This is a genomic window from Streptomyces drozdowiczii (assembly GCF_026167665.1).
Taxonomy (GTDB): Bacteria; Actinomycetota; Actinomycetes; order Streptomycetales; family Streptomycetaceae; genus Streptomyces; species Streptomyces drozdowiczii_A.
The window spans coordinates 67573-86187 of record NZ_CP098740.1; the positions used below are offsets into that span (position 1 = coordinate 67573).

The following is an 18615-nucleotide window of genomic DNA, read 5'->3' on the forward strand; positions in this document are numbered from 1 at the left end:
CGCGCCATCAGCGCGGCGTGCGGCAAGAGCAGGGCACCGCCCGGACCCGCGAACTCCGCGCACAGCGACTCGAAGTGGAATTTCCCTCTACGACGGCACCGTCTTGTACGGCGTGATCGACGGATTCATGAACCAGGGTGGAGACCCCCGTGGGTGACGGAGCCGGCGGCTGTGGGGCTCGAAAAGTAATCGCTGCAGCTCAAGCCACGTACTGGTACTGGTTGATGACTCCGCCGAGGATGCGCGTCCGTAGGAGCTTGCCCGGCGTACCCACGGACCGGTCCGGCTGCTGGTGCGCGGCTTCGGGTGGCCGTTGGTCTCGTGATCGGTGCGGTCGGTGGGCGTTGTAGTGGTGCTGGTACTCGGCAAGTACGCGTCGGAAGTGGCCTCGTTCATGACCAGGACGTGGTCGAGCACCTCTCGGCGGATCGTGCCAATGACGCGCTCGCAGTGGGCGTTCATCCGCGGCGCTCGGGGTGCGCTGAGCAGCACGTCGATGCCTTCGGCCTCGAAAGACGGCGTCGAAGGGCTCGGTGTACTTGCTGTCGTGATCGCGCAGCACGAATCGGACCGACCCGACGCGGGTGCCGAGGTCGGCGGTGAGGTTGCGGGCCTGCTGGACCGCCCACTTGGCGGTCGGGTGCGCGGTCACGCCGGTGATGTGCAGTTTGCGCGTGCCGTGTTCCAGGAACGCCAGCGCATACAGCCGCTTGCCGGTGATCGTGTCGATGTGGAAGAAGTCCGCCGCGACGATCCCCTCGGCCTGGACGGTCAGGAATTCCCGCCAGCTCGGGCCGGTGCGACGCGGGGCCGGGTCGACGCCAGCCGCGTGCAGGATCTGCCAGACCGTGGACGGCGCGATCGAATGCCCCAACCTGGCCAGTTCACCCTGGATCCGCCGGTGACCCCACCGCGGGTTCTCCTGCGCCAGACGCAGCACCAGTTTCTTGAGCGCGACGGCCGTCGGTGGGCGGCCGGTGCGCCGACGTCGGTCGGAGTAGTCCCACCGTTTCGCGATCAGCCTGCGGTGCCAGGCCAACAGCGTCCCCGGGGTGACCGGGAACACCCGCCCCCAGTCGCACCGCGGTATCAGCGACGACAGCGCGGCCAGCCAGAACCGGTCCGCGGGCTCGTAACGGACCGGACCAGCGAGTTGCCGTCGCAGCACCGCGTTCTCATGCCGCAGCACCAGCAGTTCGGCGTCCTTGGCCGTGTGCCGGCGCAGCAGGACGCCCGGCACGGATAGCAACGCACGGGTGATCCGATACACCGTCGAGATGATCACCCGCGTAGCATCCCAGCCGCCAGCGAACGCCTCTCCCGCGGGCCCCACCTGCAGCGATGACTTTACGAGCCCCACAGCATCGAGGGACGGTGGCAGGAGTGCCCCGAGGGGTGGTGCGAGACATGTACAGGGCCGGCGCCCCGGGAAGTCAGACAGGCACTGCTGGCTGAGCACGGGGCGGTTCGGCTGCATCTGGCCGGCACGGGCGGCATTCTTGTACCAGTTCTGCGTGCGCTGCGGGAGATGAACGGCCTGTCCCTGGGCGAGGCCCGGCTGGCGGCGGCCGATCACAGCGGAGAGGGCCTCAGCGGCACCTACGTGACGCGACCCGGCGGCATTTGCGCGAGACTGTGGGGTGCCTACTTCCAGATCGCTTGCAGCCTCCGACGACATACGCGCGTACCTCGTCGATCAGTTGAATCTCGCCCTGCGCCGTCCCGGAATGTTCGGGAGGGAGTCGGAGCTGGCCTTGCGCATGCTGATGGATCACTTGCTGTTCGTGGAGTGCCAGCCCGCGGCATTGGCCGAGCAGCAGCGGGTCTGGGAAGAGCGCGGCGCCTGGTCCAGCACCGGCGTCGCGGGCGTGTTCCGCAATCTGATCCCGGAGCGCTATTACGAATACGGCATCGCCTCGGTGTATGCCGAGTTCGCGCACCGCCGCGGCTGGCTCAAGCCCGACCGCGTACTCGACCGGGGCGAACACGCAGTCCTGCAAGGTGCGGTCCGCCAGTGGGCGGGCGAGGACCGCGTGTGGTCGGACGTCGTCGACGAGTTCGGTACCCCGTCCATGTTGTTCGGCAGTAACAACCCCTTCTACGGCAAGACCCTCGGCTACCTGACTGAGAACCCGGAGGAACCGATGGTGTCCTTCCATCTCTGGAACGGCAGTGCTTCGGACGCCGAGCAATCATGGCCACCTCCGTACGAAGAACCCCTTCTGCTTGCAGTGCGCTTCGGACCGGGGCCCTTCCGCCAGACCTTCACCTTCACCCCGGAGGGCCGGCGACGGCTCCCTGTCGAGTAAAAGGTTCAAGATCAGCGAGGTGTGCTTGGGGCATCAGTTCCTCCAGATGCTGGCGGCCCTCACGGTCCTCTGCCACGATTTCCGGCGGCCATTTGCGGACGTAGTTGCGCAGAGTGGAATACGACGCCAGGTCGAAGTCATGCTCCTCGGCCAGACGCTTCTGGATCCGCTCGACGGTGTGCTTCGACGGTTTTGGCGGTGAACGCCGTATCTTGCCGCCAACGCCCGTTGCGAGATCGACGGATCGAGACGGACGTTTCGACGGATGTTTTCCAACAGCTCGATCCCGACACGTCTGCGCCTTCGCGGTCATGCTGACCGAGCGCCAGGGCGAGCGTCTCCCGGACTGGCGCGCCGCCGTCCGGCAGGACGATCTGCCCAGTCTCCATACCCTTGCCGCCGGCATCGACCGCGACCGCGATGCCGGCATCGCCGGTCTCACCCTGCCCTGGAGCTCGGGCGCAGTCGAAGGCCATGTCAACCGCATCAAAATGATCAAGCGGCAGGTGTACGGACGCGCTGGCTTCAACCTCCTGCGCACGCGGGTACTGCTTGCCTCCTGAGCGCACTGTCAGTGACCAGTGCGACGATCCTCAGACGCGACCGCACGAGGAGAGACATGGGCACCTGGGACATCGGCCCCTTCGACAACGACACCGCCGCCGACTTCGCCGGTGACCTGGACGAGGCAGCACTGAAAGAACGCGAAGCCATGATCCGCGACGTGCTCAAGCGCGCCGCCGGGCCGGCGGACTTCCTGGGAATCTACGACGGCGAGCGAGCCGTGGGCGCGGCGGCCCTGGTCGTCGCCCAGCATCCTGACGGCGATCCGGCGTGTTCGAACTATGGCCCATCAGAGCCGCTACCGGAGTTGCCTGCAGACCTTCGGATGCTCGCCGTCGACGCCCTGGACCAAGTGGTCTCCAACCGGTCTGAACTCGCCGAGCTGTGGGCCGAAGCCGCGAACTGGTCGAAGTGGCGCCAGGACATCACCCGCCTCCGCAATGTCCTTGACCCTCCGATCCCGCCACAACGGGAAGCCCTTTTCGAGGTCTGATCGGTGACCGACAGTCACGGACCACAGGAGTTGAGCCAGAACCCATACTCGTGGACAAAGCCAGATCTTCTTGTCGTAGTGGTGGAAGTCCTCGTCGTAGTCCTTGGTTCCGACCCACAGGTGCCGGGTGAGAGCAGCCAGGCGCGCAACGGTGCGCTCGGGGTTGCGGGCACCGAGCTGGTTGAACACGAACAGCACCGACGGGTACGGGTTCTCAAGCCCCGTGCCGGGGGGGTGTTCCAGCGTGTGCGCCAGATCGGCTGCGCCTTGCCCTCGGTGTCCTTCACCTTGCGGCGGGGAGGAGATCTGACCAGGCCGTGACCGCGGCGAGTGTGCGCTCGCGGGATCCGTAGGTGTCGGTGAGGTCGGCGGCGACTGCGGACCGCCATTCCTCGTCGGTGACCTTGCCGGTGATGGCGGGCTGGAGACGTGCTGGTGCGAAGGCCGTGGCTGCAAGCGCGCCGAGCGGCAGGCCATGCGCTTGTTCGAGCGGATCTGCAGCGGGCCAGTGCCGGATGACCCCGTCGATGTCGCAGTACAGCGTCATAGTGCGGAAACGGCATGATCAATTACTTCTTGGTGGTTGTTCGGCGGCTGACTTCGGCTGCGTAGGCGGCCCAGTCTCCGGCGGCGGCTCGCTGCAATTTGACGGCGACGGTGATGTCGATGCCGAGGGTGCGGGCGAGGGCCGCGGCGGGCAGCTCGGTGGCGAGTTCCAACCGGATACGCGGCCTGCTCACCCAGTTCCACCCCAGCCTCGAACGCGTCCTCGGACCGCGCCTGGACCACCAGGCCGCGACCTGGCTGCTGGAGCGCTACGGATCCCCGGCCGCGCTTCGCAAAGCCGGACGTCGCAGACTCCTCGAGCTGGTCCGCCCCAAGGCCCCGCGCTGGCCACGCGACTGATCGACGAGGTCTTCGACGCTCTGGACGAGCAGACCGCGGTGGTGCCCGGGACCGGCACTCTGGACATCGTGATTCCTTCCCTAGCCGGCCAGCTCGCCGCCGTCCACACCCAGCGCCGGGCGATGGAAGCCCAGATCAACAGCCCGCTGGAGGCCCACCCTCTTACGAAGGTCCTGACGTCGATGCCCGGCGTCGGCGTCAGGAGCGCCGCCGTCCTGCTGGTCACCGTCGGCGACGGGGCCAGCTCCCCCACCGCCGCCCACCTCGCCTCCTACGCCGGACTCGCCCCCGCCGCCAGGCAGTCCGGGATCTCGATCCATGGCGAACACGCACCCCGAGGCGGAAACCGGCAGCTCAAACGCGCCATGTTCCCCTCCGCCTTCGCCTGCATGAACGCCGACCCCGCCTCCCGCACCTACTACGACAAGCAACGGGTCCGCGGCAAGACCCACACCCAGGCCCTCCTCCGCCTCGCCCGCCAACGCATCAGCGTCCTGTTCGCCATGCTCCGCGACGGCACCTTCTACGAGTCACGCGTCCCCGAAACAACTACCGCATGACCGGCCTCGGACTTGCGTAGCTGAACCAAACGGCCTCACAGGCAGTCGCACCCTGTGGAGTAGAGCAGCAGGAAGAGGACCGTCATGGCGGTCACGGTGAAACCGGCAGCGGTCAGGGCGGCGAGGCCCCGACGGCGCCGCTTCGCGGGAGTGCGGAAGGTCTGCCAGGCGCCGTGGGCGAGGAGGAGGCTGAGCAGCCCAGCCCCCGCGATGGTGAAGCGCGGGCTGAGGGACCAGCTCAGGTAGGCGATCAGAGCCAGGCATCCGAGCAGGGCACAGGCGAGCAGGCTGAGGATCACCTCGGCGACGGTTTCTCCCAGCGTCTCGACCAGGAAGTCGCCGACGCCTTTCGCTGCCCTGCGGACCTTCATGACGCTCCTCCCTCTGCGTCGATGGCCCGAGCGGGGCCTGGTATGGAGGACCCCCGCCGAGCCGGAATGGTTGCCGGGGTACTCAAGAGTCGCCGACCGCGGCACACGGTTACACCTTGACGAAGGATATAGAGGCCCCCGCGGGCAGCGGGAGGCGCCGCGGCGCTGAGAGCGTAGGGCCTCTGGGCCGAGTGATCTGGCGCGGTACCGGCAGGGAACCTCGCGGGCAGGACGCTCTACTGGACGATGTGGGTGCGATGCCAGGCGAAGTACGGAGCCCGGTGTTCGCTGTACCCGCCGACCGGGTTGCCCGCGAGAGGGTCGGCGGCTTCCTTGAGCGCGGGGTGCTCGCCGGCCTTGTCGCTGACCGCTACGTGACCGGTTTCGGTGACGTGGATGTACCCGTGCTCGAAGAGTTCGCCGCAGCCCAGGAGGCAGGCGGGCATGATGTTCGACAGCTGGAGTCTTTCTTCGCGACTGGCTTGGCTGCGGCGCTTGATGTGAGCGGCCCGGATGAATCGGGCCGGGAGGTGGCGTCCGCACAGCGCGCAGGTGAAGGTGTCTGCACCGTTGAGCATCTTCTTGCGGAGCTTGCTCTGTTCACGGCGGACCAGGACCTCAACCAGTGCACTGTCGGCGCCGTTGTGAGACACGGTCTCGGGTTCGTTGGAAAGCTGCGGCTGCTGCTTCTCTTCGCCGTGGTCGGTGGTCGGAAGCTCGGTGCTGAACTGGGCGAGGGCGGCGGTGCCGGGGTAGACGAGCGCCGCGCCCTGCTTGTTGGCCGACAGCCGGAGCGCTTCGGCGGCCTGGTCACCCAGGGTCTGCCCGGTGACGTTGGCTTCGTCGGCGAGGAGGTCGATCCCGATGCGCTCGGGGTAGGTGTCGTCCGGCCAGACCTGCGTGGTGTCCTGGAAGTAGGGCTGGGTGACCTGGGTGACAATGACACGCTTGAGCGTGGCGTTGGCCCAGCCGCCGACGGGAACACGGGCCTGAGGGCCGATGTGGGCGAGGACGAGGTAGTCGCCTGCTTCGAGGCTTTGAACGTCGGGGCGGCCAGTTGCCCGGTCGAGAGTGGCGCTCTTCCATCCCCACAGGCCGCGGTCAAGGCCGATCTCGAGATTCTTCCTCGAGGGCGCGGGGACGTAGATGTATGCGGTCTTCGGCATGCTGCTCCTGCACTCGGCCTCCCAGGTGGGAGGGTTCAGTGGCGGGGGGCTCTTCTGGTCCGGTGTCCGGCTCGCGCCGGCGGAGAGGAAGCGCCGCCCGTAACCCCCTAGTTGAGGCTTCGGTTATCGAACACGTTTCGGTACCGGCTGACATAGCAGTCGCCCCCTCCCTCACGGACAACGCCTTGAAGCGTTGTCCGCAGTCACATCGTCAGCCCTCGATCCCTCAGCCGACGCGGGAGGAGGAAAAGAAAGAAGTCTCTTCCCCTTCCGGGAAGACACCTCATGCGGTTAAGCCGTCAAGACGCACGCTGTTGGGCCCCTCTCACTCCCCGGCCGAGGGGCCGTCCTCGGCCGCAGAGGGCGCTCACAAGCTGGTGAGGGAGGCCGGGCGGGTGCGTCACCAGAGGCCGAAGAACCGTGTCCACCAGGTGGGCCGTGCAGCAAAGTGCTCCAGCGCGCTGGGGCCCTCGTAGTCGCTCTCCAGCAGTTCCTCGGGGACACTCACGTAGCCAAGATCGGCGAGCGCCCGCTCCACGGTGGCGAGGTCACCGAGGTCCAGCGCCCCCTCCTCGTGGGCCAGCCGTGCCGAGGAAGGCCCCAGGATTGTCTGCGCAGACCTCTGCGAGAGAGCCGAACTTGCTCACGCAGACCACGATCCGCATCCCCTCGGCTGTTGCCTCCGCAGGCACGCGGACGCGACCGTACTCGCTGGAGTCCTGGGTATCCCGCTCGGACTCACGCGAGGTCCCAAAATCTGCTTCAAGCCGACGCACCAGCCTGCCGAACTTGAGGCCGACCGACCTGCGGTCGTAACGGAGCGGCCGTTCCAGCCGCTGCGGGTCGTCGAGCTCGCGCAGCAGAACCAGCAGTTCTTTCTCGCTCTTCGCCATCCGCACATCCTGCCGCCCGTCGAACGGGAGCGGAGAGACGGGGCACTCGTGATCACGCAGTAGCTGTCACTGCTGTCTGGGGCTCTGAGGGGGAGGCGATAGCTTCGTCGAATGGGACATGTGCCAGGAGGCAGTGGTGAAGCTGGCCGAGCATCCGGTTGAACAGGTGCCGCAGGGCCTGGGCATGCCAGTCCCCCGTCTCACGTCGTCGCCGGTAGTGGGCGTTGGCCCCCTTGGGGTGGGTGAGGGTGGCGAAGGCCCACAGGTAGCCGGCGTGGTTGAGCCGGTTGTTCTTCACGAAGCGCCGTCCGACGTACTTGCGCTTGCCGGAGGCTCGGGTGATCGGCGATGCTCCCGCGTATGCCTTGAGTCCACCGGCGGTAGCGAAGCGTTTGCGGTCGTCGCCAATCTCGGCCAGGAGGCGTGCGCCGACTCCGGGGCCGATGCCGGGAAACTCAGCATCACTGGTGCGTCGGAGTGGCTCCGGAAGGTCCGCTCGGCCGCCTTCGCGAGCTCGTCGACGGCCTTGCAGACCGCGTTCAGCTGGACCAACAGCGCCTTGACCTGGATACCCGTGGCTTCCTCCACCGCCGGCGACTGCCGGGCGGCCGACTGCCGGAACAGACTCTGGATCCGCTCGTCCTCGTCGATGCCGCGCTTTCGGCCGGCGCTGTGCATCATCACCTTGATCTTCCACAGCGGCAGCTCGGCGGCCGCGGTCGGGGTCGGCGCCGCAGCGAGGATCTTCCGCGCATCGGCCCGCGCCAGTCCGCCCGCCTTGTGCCGCCATGCGTCCAGGGCAGCCGGGAGGTACTCGCGCAGCAGCGAGCGGAGCTGATTGGCGACCTGCTGCCGATTCCAGACCGCGTCCTGGTGAGCGCGGGCGAGAACGGCGACGGCCTGGGCCAGGTCGCTGTCATCGGGCAGCGGCCTGTGCATCGGCATGTCCGTGCGAATGATGTTCGCCAGGACCAAGGCATCTCCCGGGTCGGGCTTCTTGCGGCTACTCACGCCGTGCCGGTCGCGGTAGCGGGAGGCCGCCATCGGGTTGATCGCAAAGATCTGCCGGTCACCGGTTCGCAAGGTGGCAACCAGCAGGCCGCGGCTGGTCTCGATCGCAACAGGGATCGGCGTCTCGGCGCTGTCGCCGTGCTCAGCCATCAGATCGAGCAGAAGCTGGTAGCCGCCCAGGTCGTCGTCGATGCGGCACTTCGCCAGCAGATTGCCGGTGTTGTCGATGATCGCGACATCGTGGTGCCCTTCCGCCCAGTCGATCCCGCAAAACACATCCATAGGTCCCGCCCCTTCGCCGGTGCTGTTCTCGAACGCGAGCACGCGGGACCGCACGGCGCACTAATTCCAGGGCTCCAAGGCCCGCCACCTCATCAGCCGTGCGCGGCACCGCCGGACCGCACGGGCGCACGCCGTGTCCAGCGCTCAAGGCTCGTGAGGAAAAACGCGTTACCGTGCGGCAGCTCATCCAGCGAGGATCTCGAACCCGACGCCTCCTTGGAGGCAGAACGTGCGAGGACCGGCCGGCACCACAGTGCCACCGGTCTTTTCACAGACCTAACCGGTCGGAGGTGTCGTAGGGGTCACCACAGCACCGACCGGACCACACACGTCCTGCCCCGGCAGAGCACAGCCCGCCAGGAGAGCTAGAGATCGAGAACCTCTAATTGCTTACGAATTAGAGGTGTCGCCCGAAGGAAAGGCTGACCCAAGACCCCTGATCTGCAGTGGAGGACCCTCCTGGATTTTCCACATGCAACCTGTTGAGCAACCCCAATCGCAACATGAGTTTGACGCCCTGCAAGTCCACCCTTCGGGCAACCGTTTGAGCAACCAACAGCCGGCCAACGATGCCGGCGCGCGAGCGGTCCGCACGAACGCTTCGACGGCTCGGAGCGGGCAGGTCTCAGCCCGCGAACGACCTGTACCCGGTGATCTCCCACGCCCCGATCGCCAACCGCCTGCAACTGCCCGCCGACGTCATAGAGAGAGCAAGGAAACCCGGCTACGGCTGAGCGAGGCCCGCAGCGAGCGGAAGCGCCTTGAGCGGGCGGTCGCCGCGTACGCCGACCCGCTGGAGGGCGACACAGACGACGGGACGATGCCGACGTGCCGACCCCGGGCAGGTCAACGAACGAGCGGCCTCGTGGGCTGCCGCGCGAGACCGGCTCCTCGGCCCGCTCGTCTACCGGCGGGACCGCCGCGTGCGCCAGACCCCCCACGCGAACATCCCGATCAGGAACACCAGCAGTACAACGGCGGTGATCTTCCCTACCGCTCCATCTGGCCAGTGCCTCGCCGCCAGCCCCATGCCCCGCCCCCTCGCATCTCGGTTCGATGGAGGGCCGCCTACCCGTGTGCCTGGTGCTTCACCGGCGTCGTCGGCACGTAATTCGTCGTGGAGTTCTGCCTGGACGTTGCAGGACAGGCGGAAGGCATCTCCGGTCAGCCTGCTCCGCACGCCCTCGTTCGGCGCCGTTCGGGGACACCTCCGGGCCGCTGACCCGCTGACCCCGTCACCGTGTCTGACCGGGGTCAGCATTTGGGCAACCTTCTGACCTGCGCATTCGACGGTTCGGGTCAGCGATTGGGTCGGGGGTCCCGAGAAGCATTCTCGGCATGAACGGAACGCGGGTTTTTGAGTCGCTGAACGCCGAGTGGGCGGTCGTGTGTGCCGAGCCGGGTAACACGGCGGCGGTGCTCGGGTGGCTGCGTGAGAGCGGAGTCCACCCTGAGGACTCCGCGGTGGTGGGCGGCTTGGCGGAGGTCCTTGCCGAGCTCAGCCACCGGGACTGGGCGCGGGGGCGCGTGCACAGCGACCGGTGGCTTCGGGTGCTGCTGGAGCGGGCGGCCGGCGAGGGGGCGGGGGCGTTGCTCGCGGCGCGGGTGGTGGTGCAGGCGATGCTGCTGCCCGCGGCGATGCGGTTGACGCGTCGTCTGATCGCGGGGCGGGACTACGACGAGACCGGGCAGGTGGTCCTCGCGAGCCTCTTCAGGTCGTGCGCCGCTTTCCGCTCGGGCGCGAGAGCGGGGCCGCGTCGAACCTGTTGATGGAGACGCTGCACCTGGCCAGTCGTAAGCTGAAGGCCGATGGCGCCGAGTCCGGCGCCGTGCTGGTTCCCTTCCTCGACGAGGTGCTGGACGGTGCGCCGGCGGACGACGACCCGGCTGCCGTGGCGTGGCCGAACGTCCTGGAACGGCAGGCCGCGAGGGCGGGACTGCTGCGGGACGGCGAAGGCGTCGAGGGTGCCCGAGGTGAGCTGGTGGAGCTCCTGGTCTGGGCTGTGGACACGGGCCAAATGAACGCCGACCGGGCGCGGGTGATCGCGGATGAGACCCGGGCCGGGGCGCATGCCGCTGCGGAGCGGGTGGGGGTGTCGGCGGTGGCGTGGCGGAAGCGGCGGAGCCGGACCGTGTGGCCGATGCGGGTGGTCGCTGAGCGGTGGGTGCAGGCGGCATGACGGCCTCGTTTCAGATTCCTCGGGTCCGTGGGTCACGTCTGGGCGTCGGCGGCTTCTTGGGGTGGGTGACGGCGGAGGTACTGCCGGGTGCGGGTTGGGAAGGGGGTGAGTCGGATCTGACCTGCGGTGACCCGGGGTAGGCGCTGATCAGCTGCCCGTGCCGCATGGGAGACTGGGCCCGCCCGCCGCGCTCTGGCGGGCGGATTCTAGGAGGGCGCCGAACATGGCGAGCTGGAGAAAGCTGGCGGCGGTACTGTGCGCCGTTGTCGCGGTGAGTGGCCTGGCGGGTTGCGGCGGGACCGACGAAGAGGCAGCCGAAGCCAAGGCGTCTCCCGCGCCGTCCGTGAGCGACGCGCAACGCATGACCGAGGCGCTGGAGACGTTCAAGGCTTACCGCTCGTTCGGCTTGAAGGGGAGGTCAGGGACGAGGGCGGCACTTCGATCGATCTGCACGTCGACCGTGAGGGCCACTGCACCGGCACCTACACCCGCGCCCACGCGGTAACCCGCTTCGTCATCATCGGCGACCGCGCCTGGTCGGCATACGACGACGCGACGCTGAACGACTCCATCGTGGTGGCACAGATGGTTGGACCCGAGGCGGTGGCCGCGGCCAAGGACGCCATCGCGAAGTCGCGGGGTAAGTACGTGGAGTCATCGGCCGCCGAGCTGACCGCTCAGACCGCCGTTTCGCTGTGCCGGATGGACAGAGCCTACGCAGGAGTGCCCGCCTCGGTGACCACCGCCAAGCACAGCAACCCCCGCGCAGTGGACGGGGAGCAGCGCGTCACGCTCACGCACGCGGTCAAGGACGGCGAGGTGGTCGTCCACGTACCGAAAACGGGCAAGCCGACACCCCGCGGCATCGAGTTCGAGATCGCGGACACCCCCGTAGTGGTCGACGTCTACGACGCCGACGTGCCGGTCGAACCACAGAAGCCGGACGCCTCCGACGTGGTCAAGGCCGAGGACGTACGCGGGCTGGACCCCTTCGCGAAGTGACCCGAGAGCGGCCGTCGGCCGCGAGCCACCCACCACCTTCCCAGCCCTGGCACCGCCCGCAGTTCCACCGGGTCCCAGTCTTCAGGGAGAGGCGGGCGATCACTCGACGGTTAGCGAGGCCGAGTGGACGACGCCGCTAGGAGTTGTCGTCAAAGGCCAAGCCCACGTCGTGATGGGGCGAAGATGACCGATCGGCCGGTGCCTCGGTGACATGTCGGTGGGTGCTTCTACGCTTCCGGCATGGATATGGACGATCTTGTCTGGCAGGCGAGCAACTATCGCGGAATACCCCCAAGAAGGGTGCGTCTCCTGTTGGAGCACGGCCACCTGAATCTGGTGGCCCAGGTGGCAGTGGATCGTGGTGAGTGGTTCTGTGCTGAGGGGGCGGTGGAGGGCCTGTGCCAGGCGGGGGACTTCGGGCGCGCGCTATCTGTGATGGAGCCGTTCGCCGTGGCGGGATGGCGGCCCGCCTTGTATGCGAAGGCCGAGATCCTGCTCCGAGCGGGCCGCGGAACGGAGGAGGCTTTGGACCTGGTCCGTACGGGCGCCCCTGGCCGGGCCTCCGGGACCGATATTCGTGCTCTCGCTGAGGTGCTCGGCAAGGCGGGGCGCATCGACGAGGCAATCGAACTACTCGTCCCGCACCTCGACAAGCCGTGGCTTCTGTCCGTTCTGGTGGATCTCACCGATGGGCAAGGCCGTGACAAGTGGGTGCTGGAGCTGATTGCCCCGCTCGCAGACCATGCACGTCAGGCCCGCGGCGAAGAACACCGGGACTACGCCTTCTCCGAAGCTCAGGAGATGCAGGCCCGTGTGCTGGAGCGGGCGGATCGTGCTGATGAGGCAATCCAGCTCCTCGGCCAGGACATCGCCGGGCGCCGGTTCCTCGCTCATAACACCCTCATCGCATACGCCGAACTGCTCGCGCGCCACGGGCGGTTCGAAGAGTTGCGCGAACTGGTTGGCAGCCACGATGCACACACCGTCTTGGACATCTACGCGGGTGCTCTGCGCCGTCATGGCCGGGTCGAGGAGGCCGAAGGCGTGATGAGAGATGCCATCGCCGCCGACGACTGGGGCGGGTACCGTGCCTGGCTTTCCTCGATGTTGCTGGAGGAAGGCCGACTGGACGACGCGATCGTCGTCGCGGAGCCCGGCTTCGGCTGGTACGACTGCTCCAACCTCCTGGCACCACTCGTCCGCCCACTTCTCGACCGCCCCGAAGAACTGCTCTATCTGGTCGAGCACCCAAGGGTTGTACCCCACCACGGTCACGAGGAGTTCCAGCACTGGTGGCGGGCCTGGGCGCTCGCCGGGCTCGGCCGCGCCGACGAGGCCATCACCGTGGCCCGTCTTGACCGCCCCTGGACCGACCCTCGCATCTTCAAGGCCAACCTCCTCAGGCAAGCTGGCCGTCTTGAGGACGCCGCCGATGAACTGCGAACTTTGGGCACGGTCAAGGCACGCGAGGAACTGTGCGAGGTCCTGGTCCTGCAAGGGCGTGCGGAGGAGGCGATCGCCGTTCACCCCACAGTGGCGGAACAGCGTGCTGCCGAACCCAAGCCCGACCCCGTGCTCGTCGGCGAGAACGGGTATTCCCTGGAGCCACCCTTTTAGAGATTGCCCCTCGCCTCACGCCCGCATAAGGAGCGAGGCGAGGGTGATCGCTGCTTCGTAGGACTGGGCGGTCTTGTCGTATCGGGTGGCGATCCCGCGCCACTGCTTCAGGCGATTGAAGCACCGTTCCACAACGTTGCATCGCGTGTAGACCTGCTTGTCGAAAGCGGGCGGGCGGCCTCGCCGCCTGCCCCGTCGGTAGCGGTTTCGGTCCTGGTCGGTGGGCCCGCACGGTCTCAGAGACTGTGCGGGCCCACCTGCAAGGTGAGGCAAGCAGTGCCGACTAACCCCAGCGGCTGGCCGCTCGAAGATCAGCGATGGAGGGCATGCCCTCCATCGCCTCGTCTGCGCGCCCATGCCGGACAAGGAGCGCTGCTGCCTCCCAGGCGTCCACCTCCGGATCTGTGCGGAGCAGGTCCAACGCGTCCTCGACACGTCCCAGCTCCTCAAGGATCCACGCAGTGCTGGACGCAAGTCCGTAAAAGCCCGTCGGGAGAGTCTTGGCGTATACGAGGGCCTCCTCGTACCGGCCCGCCTCGCCCAGCAGCCATATCCGATTGCTGTGGAACCAGGAGGAGTGCTCTTCGACGTACTCTGCATCGCGCTCGTCGAGGATGGCCAGGGCGTCGTCGTAACGCCCGGCCTCGACGAGAAGGTGGACGACGCTTTCGAGGAGGCACGCGTCGTGATAGTCGAACGTGGGTCGACCTACCTCGACGGCGTCCTCGAACCTGCCCAGGCGCCCCAAAAGGTCAATCAGCGGCCAGCGGAAACGGTCCCACTCGTCAGCTGCTATGAAGCGACGCAGGATGGATTCGGCCTCGTCGGCCCGGCCGTGGTCCTCGAGGGACTTGACGTAGTACGGCAGAGCCATGTGGGCGTGCTCTCCAGTGCCCAGGTCGCACAGCTCCTGCATCCGGTCGTTGCGTCGGAGCAGCGCGGCATATGCCTCAAGCGTGTTCTGGACAAGGTAGCGGCCGGCGGCAATGTCCCCGCCAAGCACCCGGACCGCCTCATTGATGCGGCCGGCGCGCTCCAAGACCCGGGCCTGAAGCTCCTGCGCGTTGCTGGCATCGAGGTTCCAGCGCTCCTCACCGCGGGCGCTGCGGGCGCGCTCCGCCCTGGGTGCGAGCAGTTCCAGGACCTGCTCGTCCCGGCCTTGGCCATCAGTGAGTTCGACGAGCGCGGCCAGCATCCAGCCCCGGTCCAAGTGCGGCGTCAGGACCCGTATCGCCTCATCCACCCGTCCAACATTCACCAGGAGCTCGGCAAAGTTGCGACAGGTGCGCTCGGACGCGAGTCCCGCCTCATCCGGGCGGGCCCATTCCACTGCCTGCTCTCCCCGTCCCGCTCGGAGCAGAGCGTCGGCAACTGCCCAGCGTGCCGGCTCCCAACCGACCTCGACGTACGCCTCCAGTACGCCCAAGGCTCGTTCAAGCTCCCCCGCCCCGCACAGTTCACGCGCTGCCGCCCTCGCGCAGGACCACGCTCCGCGGGAAGCCGCCCGTACCAGCTGCTCCACATGCCCGCGCTCCACCAGCAGGTCCACCAATACGGGCGGGTACCCGCCCAGCTCACGCGACTGCCACTCAAGATCATCAATGTTCATGGGCCGAGCGTAGAACCACCCACTGACACACCCCCTTCGTACTGCCTTGGCCATCCGAGCGAAGGGTTCAACTCAGGCGACGAGGTCGCGAAGGCAGCCCGGGTCGCATCGTTCGTATCCGCTGCCGCGCCACTACCTGGGATTGCCTGGAGGAAGAAGCGAGGGCGCATCGGGGGATTTCTCCGGGCCGCTGACTCGCTGACCCAGTCCCTCCGCACGGCCTGGGTCAGCATTTGGGCAACCTCCTGACCTGCGCGTTCGGGGATTTGGGTCAGCGATTGGGTCGGAGGGCCTGAGAAGCATTCACGGCATCGCCTGAAGGAGAGCTGCCGTGAACGGAACCCGTGTTTTTGAGTCGCTGAATGCCGAGTGGGCGGTCGTGTGCGCCGAGCCGGGCCACACCGAGATGGTGCTCGGATGGCTGCGCGAAGGCGGCGTGCACTTCGGGGACAGGGAGGTCGAGGGCGGCCTGTCGGAGGTCCTGGCCGAGCTCGGTCGCCGGGACCGGACGCAAGACCGCGGGCACAGCGACCGGTGGCTTCGGGTGCTGCTGGAGCGGGCGGTCGGCGAGGGCGCCGGGGCGCTGCTGGCGGCGCGGGTGATTGTGCAGGCCATGGTGCCGGGGGCTATGCGGCTGACGCGTCGTCTTCAGGCCGGCCGGGACTACGACGAGACCGGGCGGGTGGTCGTCGCGTGCCTGTTCCAGGTCGTGCGCCGCTTTCCGCTCGGGCGTACGAGCGGGGCCGCGGCGAACTTGCTGTTGGAGACGCTGCACCTGGCCAGTCGCGAGCTGAAGGCCGAGAGCGCTGAGGGCGGCGTCGTGCAGTACCCGTACCTCGACGCGGTGCTGTCCGGGGAGCCGGCGGACGACGACCCGGCCCAGTCCGCGTGGGCGGGCGTCCTGGAGCGGCGGGCCGCGAGGGCGGGGTTGCTGCGGGATGGCGAAGGCGTCGACGGAGCCCGGGGGGAGCTGGTCGAGCTGCTGGTGTGGGCCGTGGGCGCGGGCCAGATGGACGCCGACCGGGCGCGGGTGATCGCGGACGAGACCCGGGTCGGCGCGCAGGCCGGGGCGGGGGTGTCCGCGGTGGCGTGGCGGAAGCGGCGGAGCCGGACGGTGCGGCAGATGCGGGTCGTCGCGGAGCGGTGGGTGCAGGCGGCATGACGGCCTCGTTTTCAGATTTCTCGGGATTCGCGGTCACGTTTGGGCGCTGGCGGCTCCTTGGGGTGGGTGGCGGCGGAGGTACTGCCGGGTGCGGGTTGGGAAGGGGTGGCGGATCATGACGGACCCCGGGCTCACGAGCACGGACAGCGACGCCGGCGGTGAGTCGGATCTCGCCGTGCTGGTGCGGGCACGCGGGCGGCTGCGCGCGCTGGTGGTGCAGCTGGAGACGGCGCCGTTCGCCGATGCGACGGCGGCGTCGATGCGCTCCTACCTCGATGAGGAAGCCACGCGGGCAAGTTCTGCTTTCGCCCGCTGGCTCCGGCTGCCGGAGCAGAGCCGCACCGGTCAGGACGACCAGGCGCTGCGGGGGCGGTCGTGAGGCGGCGCACCGAGGGTGTGGAGGACGTGCTGCCGGGTGAGGCGGGCGGGTGGGCGCTGGGTTCCCTCGGCGCCGCCGCCAACGCGGTGACGGTGCTGCGTCGTACAACGTGGGCGCTGATTGTGGCCGGGCCGGTGCTGGGCGTGTTGTCGATGGTCTCGCGGCCCGCTCCGGTGGCGCCGGTGGCTCCGGTCCGCCAGGAGCAGCCCGCGGTGGGGCAGTCGGTGGGGCCGGGCGGGTTCGCGGAGCTGTTCGTCAGCGCGTACCTGGCGGCCGGTGAGGGCACCGAGGACTTGCTGGCCTCGTTCCTGCCGACCGCCCGGGACGTGACGCTGAGGGCCGCTCCGGGGGCGCAGCGGGCGCAGGAGCTCGCGGCGGTGAAGGTGCGGGAGGTGTCGGGCGGGTACTGGTCGGTGACCGTGGCCGCCCGCGTCGTCCCCACCGGGGCGGCGGGCGCCAAGGCCGAGCCGGAGGGCGGGTCGGAGTCGGAGCCGGGCTCGGTGCTGCGGTACTTCCAGGTTCCGGTGCGGTCCGGTGCGGGTGGGGTGCTGTCGGCGGCCGCGCTTCCCGCGGAGGTCGCAGCGCCGGTTTCGGGTGAGGCTCCGTCGCTGGCGTACGGGCAGTCCGTGCCCGTACCGGCCGCGGATCCGGCCGGGCAGACGCTGGCCGGGTTTTTCGCCGCGTATCTGGCCGGCAGTGGGCAGCTGGACCGCTACCTCTCCCCCGGGACCGAGCTGTCCGCCGTCTCGCCCGCGCCGTACGCGCGGGTCGAGGTCGCGCAGGTCGCCGAGACCGGCACCAACGACCCCGGCGCCCAGCAGGACGCGCCGGGCGACGGTGCGCGGCGGGAGCTGTTGGTCCAGGTCGCCGCGACGGATACGGCCGGGCAGGAGCGGCCGCTGGCGTACGCCGTCGTGATCACCGCGCGGGATGGCCGGTGGGAGATCGGATCCGTGGAGGGAGCTCCCGTGCTGAGCAAGGGCTCGGCGCGGGCCGATGAGGAGGAGGCGCAGTGATGCATGCAGATGTGCTGGTGCTGGCGGGGGCGGTCGATGACGTCGACCGGCTGGCCCAGAAGGTGACGAGTCTGCTGAGCGGTTCGGTGATGCTGCTGATGGTGGTGGCCGCCGTGGTGGTCACATGGGCGAAGTCGAAGTCGGTGGTGGCGGCGTTCGTCGCGGCGCTCGGCGGCGCGGCCTTGTGGTTCGTGGTGCTGAACGCGCCGACGTTCCGCGACAGCATCGGCGACGACCTCACCCCCAGCAGCAGTAGCAGTAGCGCGGTCCACGGCGCGGGCGCCGGATACGCGGTCCTCGAGACCTATGGCCCGTTGCCTGGCCGGGGTGAGCAGCGGTGAGCAGCGCGGTGGTGGCCGGTTCGGGGCCGGAGGTGCTGGTCGGGCGGTGTTACACCCGGGCGCGGCGGCATCCGCTGATGATCGGCCGGTGGCCCGGTGGGCGCGGTCGGATCTGGGGTGGCCCGTACACGGTGCCGCAGATGGTTGTGCTGGCCGGGTCGCTGACCCTGCTGCTGCTGACCCGGGCGGTGTGGGCGCACTTCGGGCTCCTGAACTACGTGCTCGCGCTCGGCATGCCGTACGGGCTTTCGCTGCTGGTGCGGCATGTGCAGGTCGACGGCCGTAGTCCGTTGGCGGTGGCTGGGAGTTCGCTCGGGTTGCTGACCCGGCCGTCCGGCGGCCGGCTCGGCGGGCGCCCGCTCAAGGACCTGCGCGGTCGGCGGCCGCTGATCGGGGTGTGCAGCATCACCTGGGCCCCGGAACGACCGGTACACGGTGGGGCGGGTGGCGCGCCGATGCTCCGCGCACACCGGGCCGGGGCGACCGTCCGATCGGCGAGCGTCGTACCCCCGGGCCTCCTGGCATCTCGTCGTTCTGCAGCCCTCGACCAGGACGTCGTCCTCGACCCGTCCACGGGCGGCGCTCGGGCGGCGGGGCGGGGCGCGGCCGGGGCGGGTGCAGGCAGGACCGGCAAGAGCGAGGTCGTGGTGGAGCGGCGGCCGGTGCCGGTCGCCGCGGCGTTGCTGGCGGCCCGCCGGCGCGGGGTCCGAGATGACGTGAGCGATCCGCGTACGGCGCGGCGAGGGGTGTGATC

At 68.7% G+C, this 18615-nt stretch carries 18 protein-coding genes and 5 pseudogenes; 13 read left to right on the top strand and 10 right to left on the bottom strand.

Annotated features, from left to right (window positions below; translation table 11 throughout):
- Window positions 1-199 precede the first annotated feature (199 nt).
- Window positions 200-1285, bottom strand: a pseudogene (locus NEH16_RS00330) (integrase core domain-containing protein).
- Window positions 1286-1700: 415 nt separating this feature from the next.
- Here NEH16_RS00330 and NEH16_RS00335 point away from each other — a divergent pair.
- A complete protein-coding gene (locus NEH16_RS00335; RefSeq protein ID WP_265538398.1) occupies window positions 1701-2309 on the top strand; it encodes a hypothetical protein in 609 nt (202 codons plus the stop codon).
- On the opposite strand, the gene NEH16_RS00340 is transcribed toward NEH16_RS00335, so the two are convergent.
- Window positions 2272-2622, bottom strand: coding sequence for a hypothetical protein (locus NEH16_RS00340; RefSeq protein WP_265547495.1), 351 nt, complete (start codon window positions 2620-2622; stop codon window positions 2272-2274). The genes NEH16_RS00335 and NEH16_RS00340 overlap by 38 nt on opposite strands.
- Between NEH16_RS00340 and NEH16_RS00345 the strand changes: the two are divergent.
- Window positions 2588-2872, top strand: a pseudogene (locus tag NEH16_RS00345) (transposase); the annotation flags it as partial. The gene NEH16_RS00340 and the pseudogene NEH16_RS00345 overlap by 35 nt on opposite strands.
- Before the next feature lie 56 nt (window positions 2873-2928).
- Window positions 2929-3366, top strand: coding sequence for a DUF4259 domain-containing protein (locus NEH16_RS00350; RefSeq protein ID WP_265538399.1), 438 nt, complete (start codon window positions 2929-2931; stop codon window positions 3364-3366).
- Between the two features lie 283 nt (window positions 3367-3649).
- Here the strand turns inward: NEH16_RS00350 and NEH16_RS00355 are convergent, their stop codons facing one another.
- Window positions 3650-3913 carry a hypothetical protein gene (locus tag NEH16_RS00355; RefSeq protein WP_265538400.1) on the bottom strand — a complete coding sequence of 88 codons (264 nt, stop codon included), beginning with the start codon at window positions 3911-3913 and terminating at the stop codon, window positions 3650-3652.
- A gap of 22 nt (window positions 3914-3935) precedes the next feature.
- Window positions 3936-4085, bottom strand: coding sequence for a hypothetical protein (locus NEH16_RS00360; RefSeq protein WP_265538401.1), 150 nt, complete (start codon window positions 4083-4085; stop codon window positions 3936-3938).
- On the opposite strand from NEH16_RS00360, the pseudogene NEH16_RS00365 reads away from it, so the two are divergent.
- A pseudogene (locus NEH16_RS00365) lies at window positions 4078-4832 on the top strand (transposase); the annotation flags it as partial. The gene NEH16_RS00360 and the pseudogene NEH16_RS00365 sit on opposite strands and share 8 nt — an antisense overlap.
- A 35-nt stretch (window positions 4833-4867) precedes the next feature.
- On the opposite strand, the gene NEH16_RS00370 reads toward NEH16_RS00365, so the two are convergent.
- The 4 genes and pseudogenes from NEH16_RS00370 to NEH16_RS00385 all read right to left on the bottom strand — a co-directional run bounded on the left by NEH16_RS00370 (window position 4868) and on the right by NEH16_RS00385 (window position 8555).
- Window positions 4868-5203: a lysine transporter LysE gene (locus tag NEH16_RS00370; protein WP_265538402.1), complete on the bottom strand. Its 336-nt coding sequence runs from the start codon at window positions 5201-5203 to the stop codon at window positions 4868-4870.
- 236 nt (window positions 5204-5439) lie between these two features.
- Window positions 5440-6369: a hypothetical protein gene (locus NEH16_RS00375; RefSeq protein ID WP_265538404.1), complete on the bottom strand. Its 930-nt coding sequence runs from the start codon at window positions 6367-6369 to the stop codon at window positions 5440-5442.
- Between the two features lie 548 nt (window positions 6370-6917).
- Window positions 6918-7262, bottom strand: a complete 345-nt coding sequence (locus NEH16_RS00380; RefSeq protein WP_265538405.1) for a hypothetical protein — start codon at window positions 7260-7262, stop codon at window positions 6918-6920.
- Between the two features lie 52 nt (window positions 7263-7314).
- Window positions 7315-8555: pseudogene (locus tag NEH16_RS00385) on the bottom strand (IS110 family transposase).
- A gap of 1338 nt (window positions 8556-9893) precedes the next feature.
- Here NEH16_RS00385 and NEH16_RS00390 point away from each other — a divergent pair.
- The 4 genes from NEH16_RS00390 (at window position 9894) to NEH16_RS00405 (ending at window position 13354) form a co-directional block, all read left to right on the top strand.
- Window positions 9894-10325, top strand: a complete 432-nt coding sequence (locus tag NEH16_RS00390) for a hypothetical protein (RefSeq protein ID WP_265538406.1) — start codon at window positions 9894-9896, stop codon at window positions 10323-10325.
- Window positions 10325-10735: a hypothetical protein gene (locus NEH16_RS00395; protein ID WP_265538407.1), complete on the top strand. Its 411-nt coding sequence runs from the start codon at window positions 10325-10327 to the stop codon at window positions 10733-10735. Before NEH16_RS00390 ends, NEH16_RS00395 begins: the two co-directional genes overlap by 1 nt.
- Before the next feature lie 585 nt (window positions 10736-11320).
- Window positions 11321-11737: a hypothetical protein gene (locus tag NEH16_RS00400; protein WP_265538408.1), complete on the top strand. Its 417-nt coding sequence runs from the start codon at window positions 11321-11323 to the stop codon at window positions 11735-11737.
- A gap of 240 nt (window positions 11738-11977) precedes the next feature.
- The gene (locus NEH16_RS00405; protein ID WP_265538409.1) at window positions 11978-13354 is read left to right on the top strand and encodes a hypothetical protein; all 1377 of its coding nucleotides are present in this window, start codon (window positions 11978-11980) and stop codon (window positions 13352-13354) included.
- A gap of 15 nt (window positions 13355-13369) precedes the next feature.
- On the opposite strand, the pseudogene NEH16_RS00410 reads toward NEH16_RS00405, so the two are convergent.
- Both NEH16_RS00410 and NEH16_RS00415 read right to left on the bottom strand, forming a co-directional pair.
- Window positions 13370-13573: pseudogene (locus NEH16_RS00410) on the bottom strand (transposase); the annotation flags it as partial.
- Window positions 13574-13637: 64 nt separating this feature from the next.
- A complete protein-coding gene (locus tag NEH16_RS00415) occupies window positions 13638-14963 on the bottom strand; it encodes a hypothetical protein (RefSeq protein WP_265538410.1) in 1326 nt (441 codons plus the stop codon).
- Between the two features lie 331 nt (window positions 14964-15294).
- On the opposite strand from NEH16_RS00415, the gene NEH16_RS00420 reads away from it, so the two are divergent.
- From NEH16_RS00420 to NEH16_RS00440, 5 genes are all read left to right on the top strand, one after another.
- On the top strand, window positions 15295-16125 hold the full coding sequence (locus tag NEH16_RS00420; RefSeq protein ID WP_265538411.1) for a hypothetical protein: 831 nt from the start codon (window positions 15295-15297) through the stop codon (window positions 16123-16125).
- Between the two features lie 115 nt (window positions 16126-16240).
- Window positions 16241-16504, top strand: a complete 264-nt coding sequence (locus tag NEH16_RS00425) for a hypothetical protein (RefSeq protein ID WP_265538412.1) — start codon at window positions 16241-16243, stop codon at window positions 16502-16504.
- Window positions 16501-17520 (top strand): conjugal transfer protein, encoded by a 1020-nt coding sequence (locus tag NEH16_RS00430; protein WP_265538413.1) that lies wholly within the window; start codon window positions 16501-16503, stop codon window positions 17518-17520. Before NEH16_RS00425 ends, NEH16_RS00430 begins: the two co-directional genes overlap by 4 nt.
- Complete coding sequence (locus tag NEH16_RS00435) at window positions 17520-17861, top strand: hypothetical protein (protein ID WP_265538414.1); 342 nt, start codon at window positions 17520-17522, stop codon at window positions 17859-17861. Before NEH16_RS00430 ends, NEH16_RS00435 begins: the two co-directional genes overlap by 1 nt.
- Complete coding sequence (locus NEH16_RS00440; protein WP_265538415.1) at window positions 17858-18613, top strand: hypothetical protein; 756 nt, start codon at window positions 17858-17860, stop codon at window positions 18611-18613. Before NEH16_RS00435 ends, NEH16_RS00440 begins: the two co-directional genes overlap by 4 nt.
- Window positions 18614-18615: the final 2 nt, after the last annotated feature.

Coding starts and splice junctions, on each gene's coding strand:
- NEH16_RS00340 (WP_265547495.1), bottom strand. CDS start 2,622: ATGACCGCGAAGGCGCAGACGTGTCGGGATCGAGCTGTTGGAAAACAT.
- NEH16_RS00350 (WP_265538399.1), top strand. CDS start 2,929: ATGGGCACCTGGGACATCGGCCCCTTCGACAACGACACCGCCGCCGAC.
- NEH16_RS00355 (WP_265538400.1), bottom strand. CDS start 3,913: ATGACGCTGTACTGCGACATCGACGGGGTCATCCGGCACTGGCCCGCT.
- NEH16_RS00370 (WP_265538402.1), bottom strand. CDS start 5,203: ATGAAGGTCCGCAGGGCAGCGAAAGGCGTCGGCGACTTCCTGGTCGAG.
- NEH16_RS00375 (WP_265538404.1), bottom strand. CDS start 6,369: ATGCCGAAGACCGCATACATCTACGTCCCCGCGCCCTCGAGGAAGAAT.
- NEH16_RS00380 (WP_265538405.1), bottom strand. CDS start 7,262: ATGGCGAAGAGCGAGAAAGAACTGCTGGTTCTGCTGCGCGAGCTCGAC.
- NEH16_RS00390 (WP_265538406.1), top strand. CDS start 9,894: ATGAACGGAACGCGGGTTTTTGAGTCGCTGAACGCCGAGTGGGCGGTC.
- NEH16_RS00395 (WP_265538407.1), top strand. CDS start 10,325: ATGGAGACGCTGCACCTGGCCAGTCGTAAGCTGAAGGCCGATGGCGCC.
- NEH16_RS00400 (WP_265538408.1), top strand. CDS start 11,321: ATGGTTGGACCCGAGGCGGTGGCCGCGGCCAAGGACGCCATCGCGAAG.
- NEH16_RS00405 (WP_265538409.1), top strand. CDS start 11,978: ATGGATATGGACGATCTTGTCTGGCAGGCGAGCAACTATCGCGGAATA.
- NEH16_RS00415 (WP_265538410.1), bottom strand. CDS start 14,963: ATGAACATTGATGATCTTGAGTGGCAGTCGCGTGAGCTGGGCGGGTAC.
- NEH16_RS00425 (WP_265538412.1), top strand. CDS start 16,241: ATGACGGACCCCGGGCTCACGAGCACGGACAGCGACGCCGGCGGTGAG.
- NEH16_RS00435 (WP_265538414.1), top strand. CDS start 17,520: ATGCATGCAGATGTGCTGGTGCTGGCGGGGGCGGTCGATGACGTCGAC.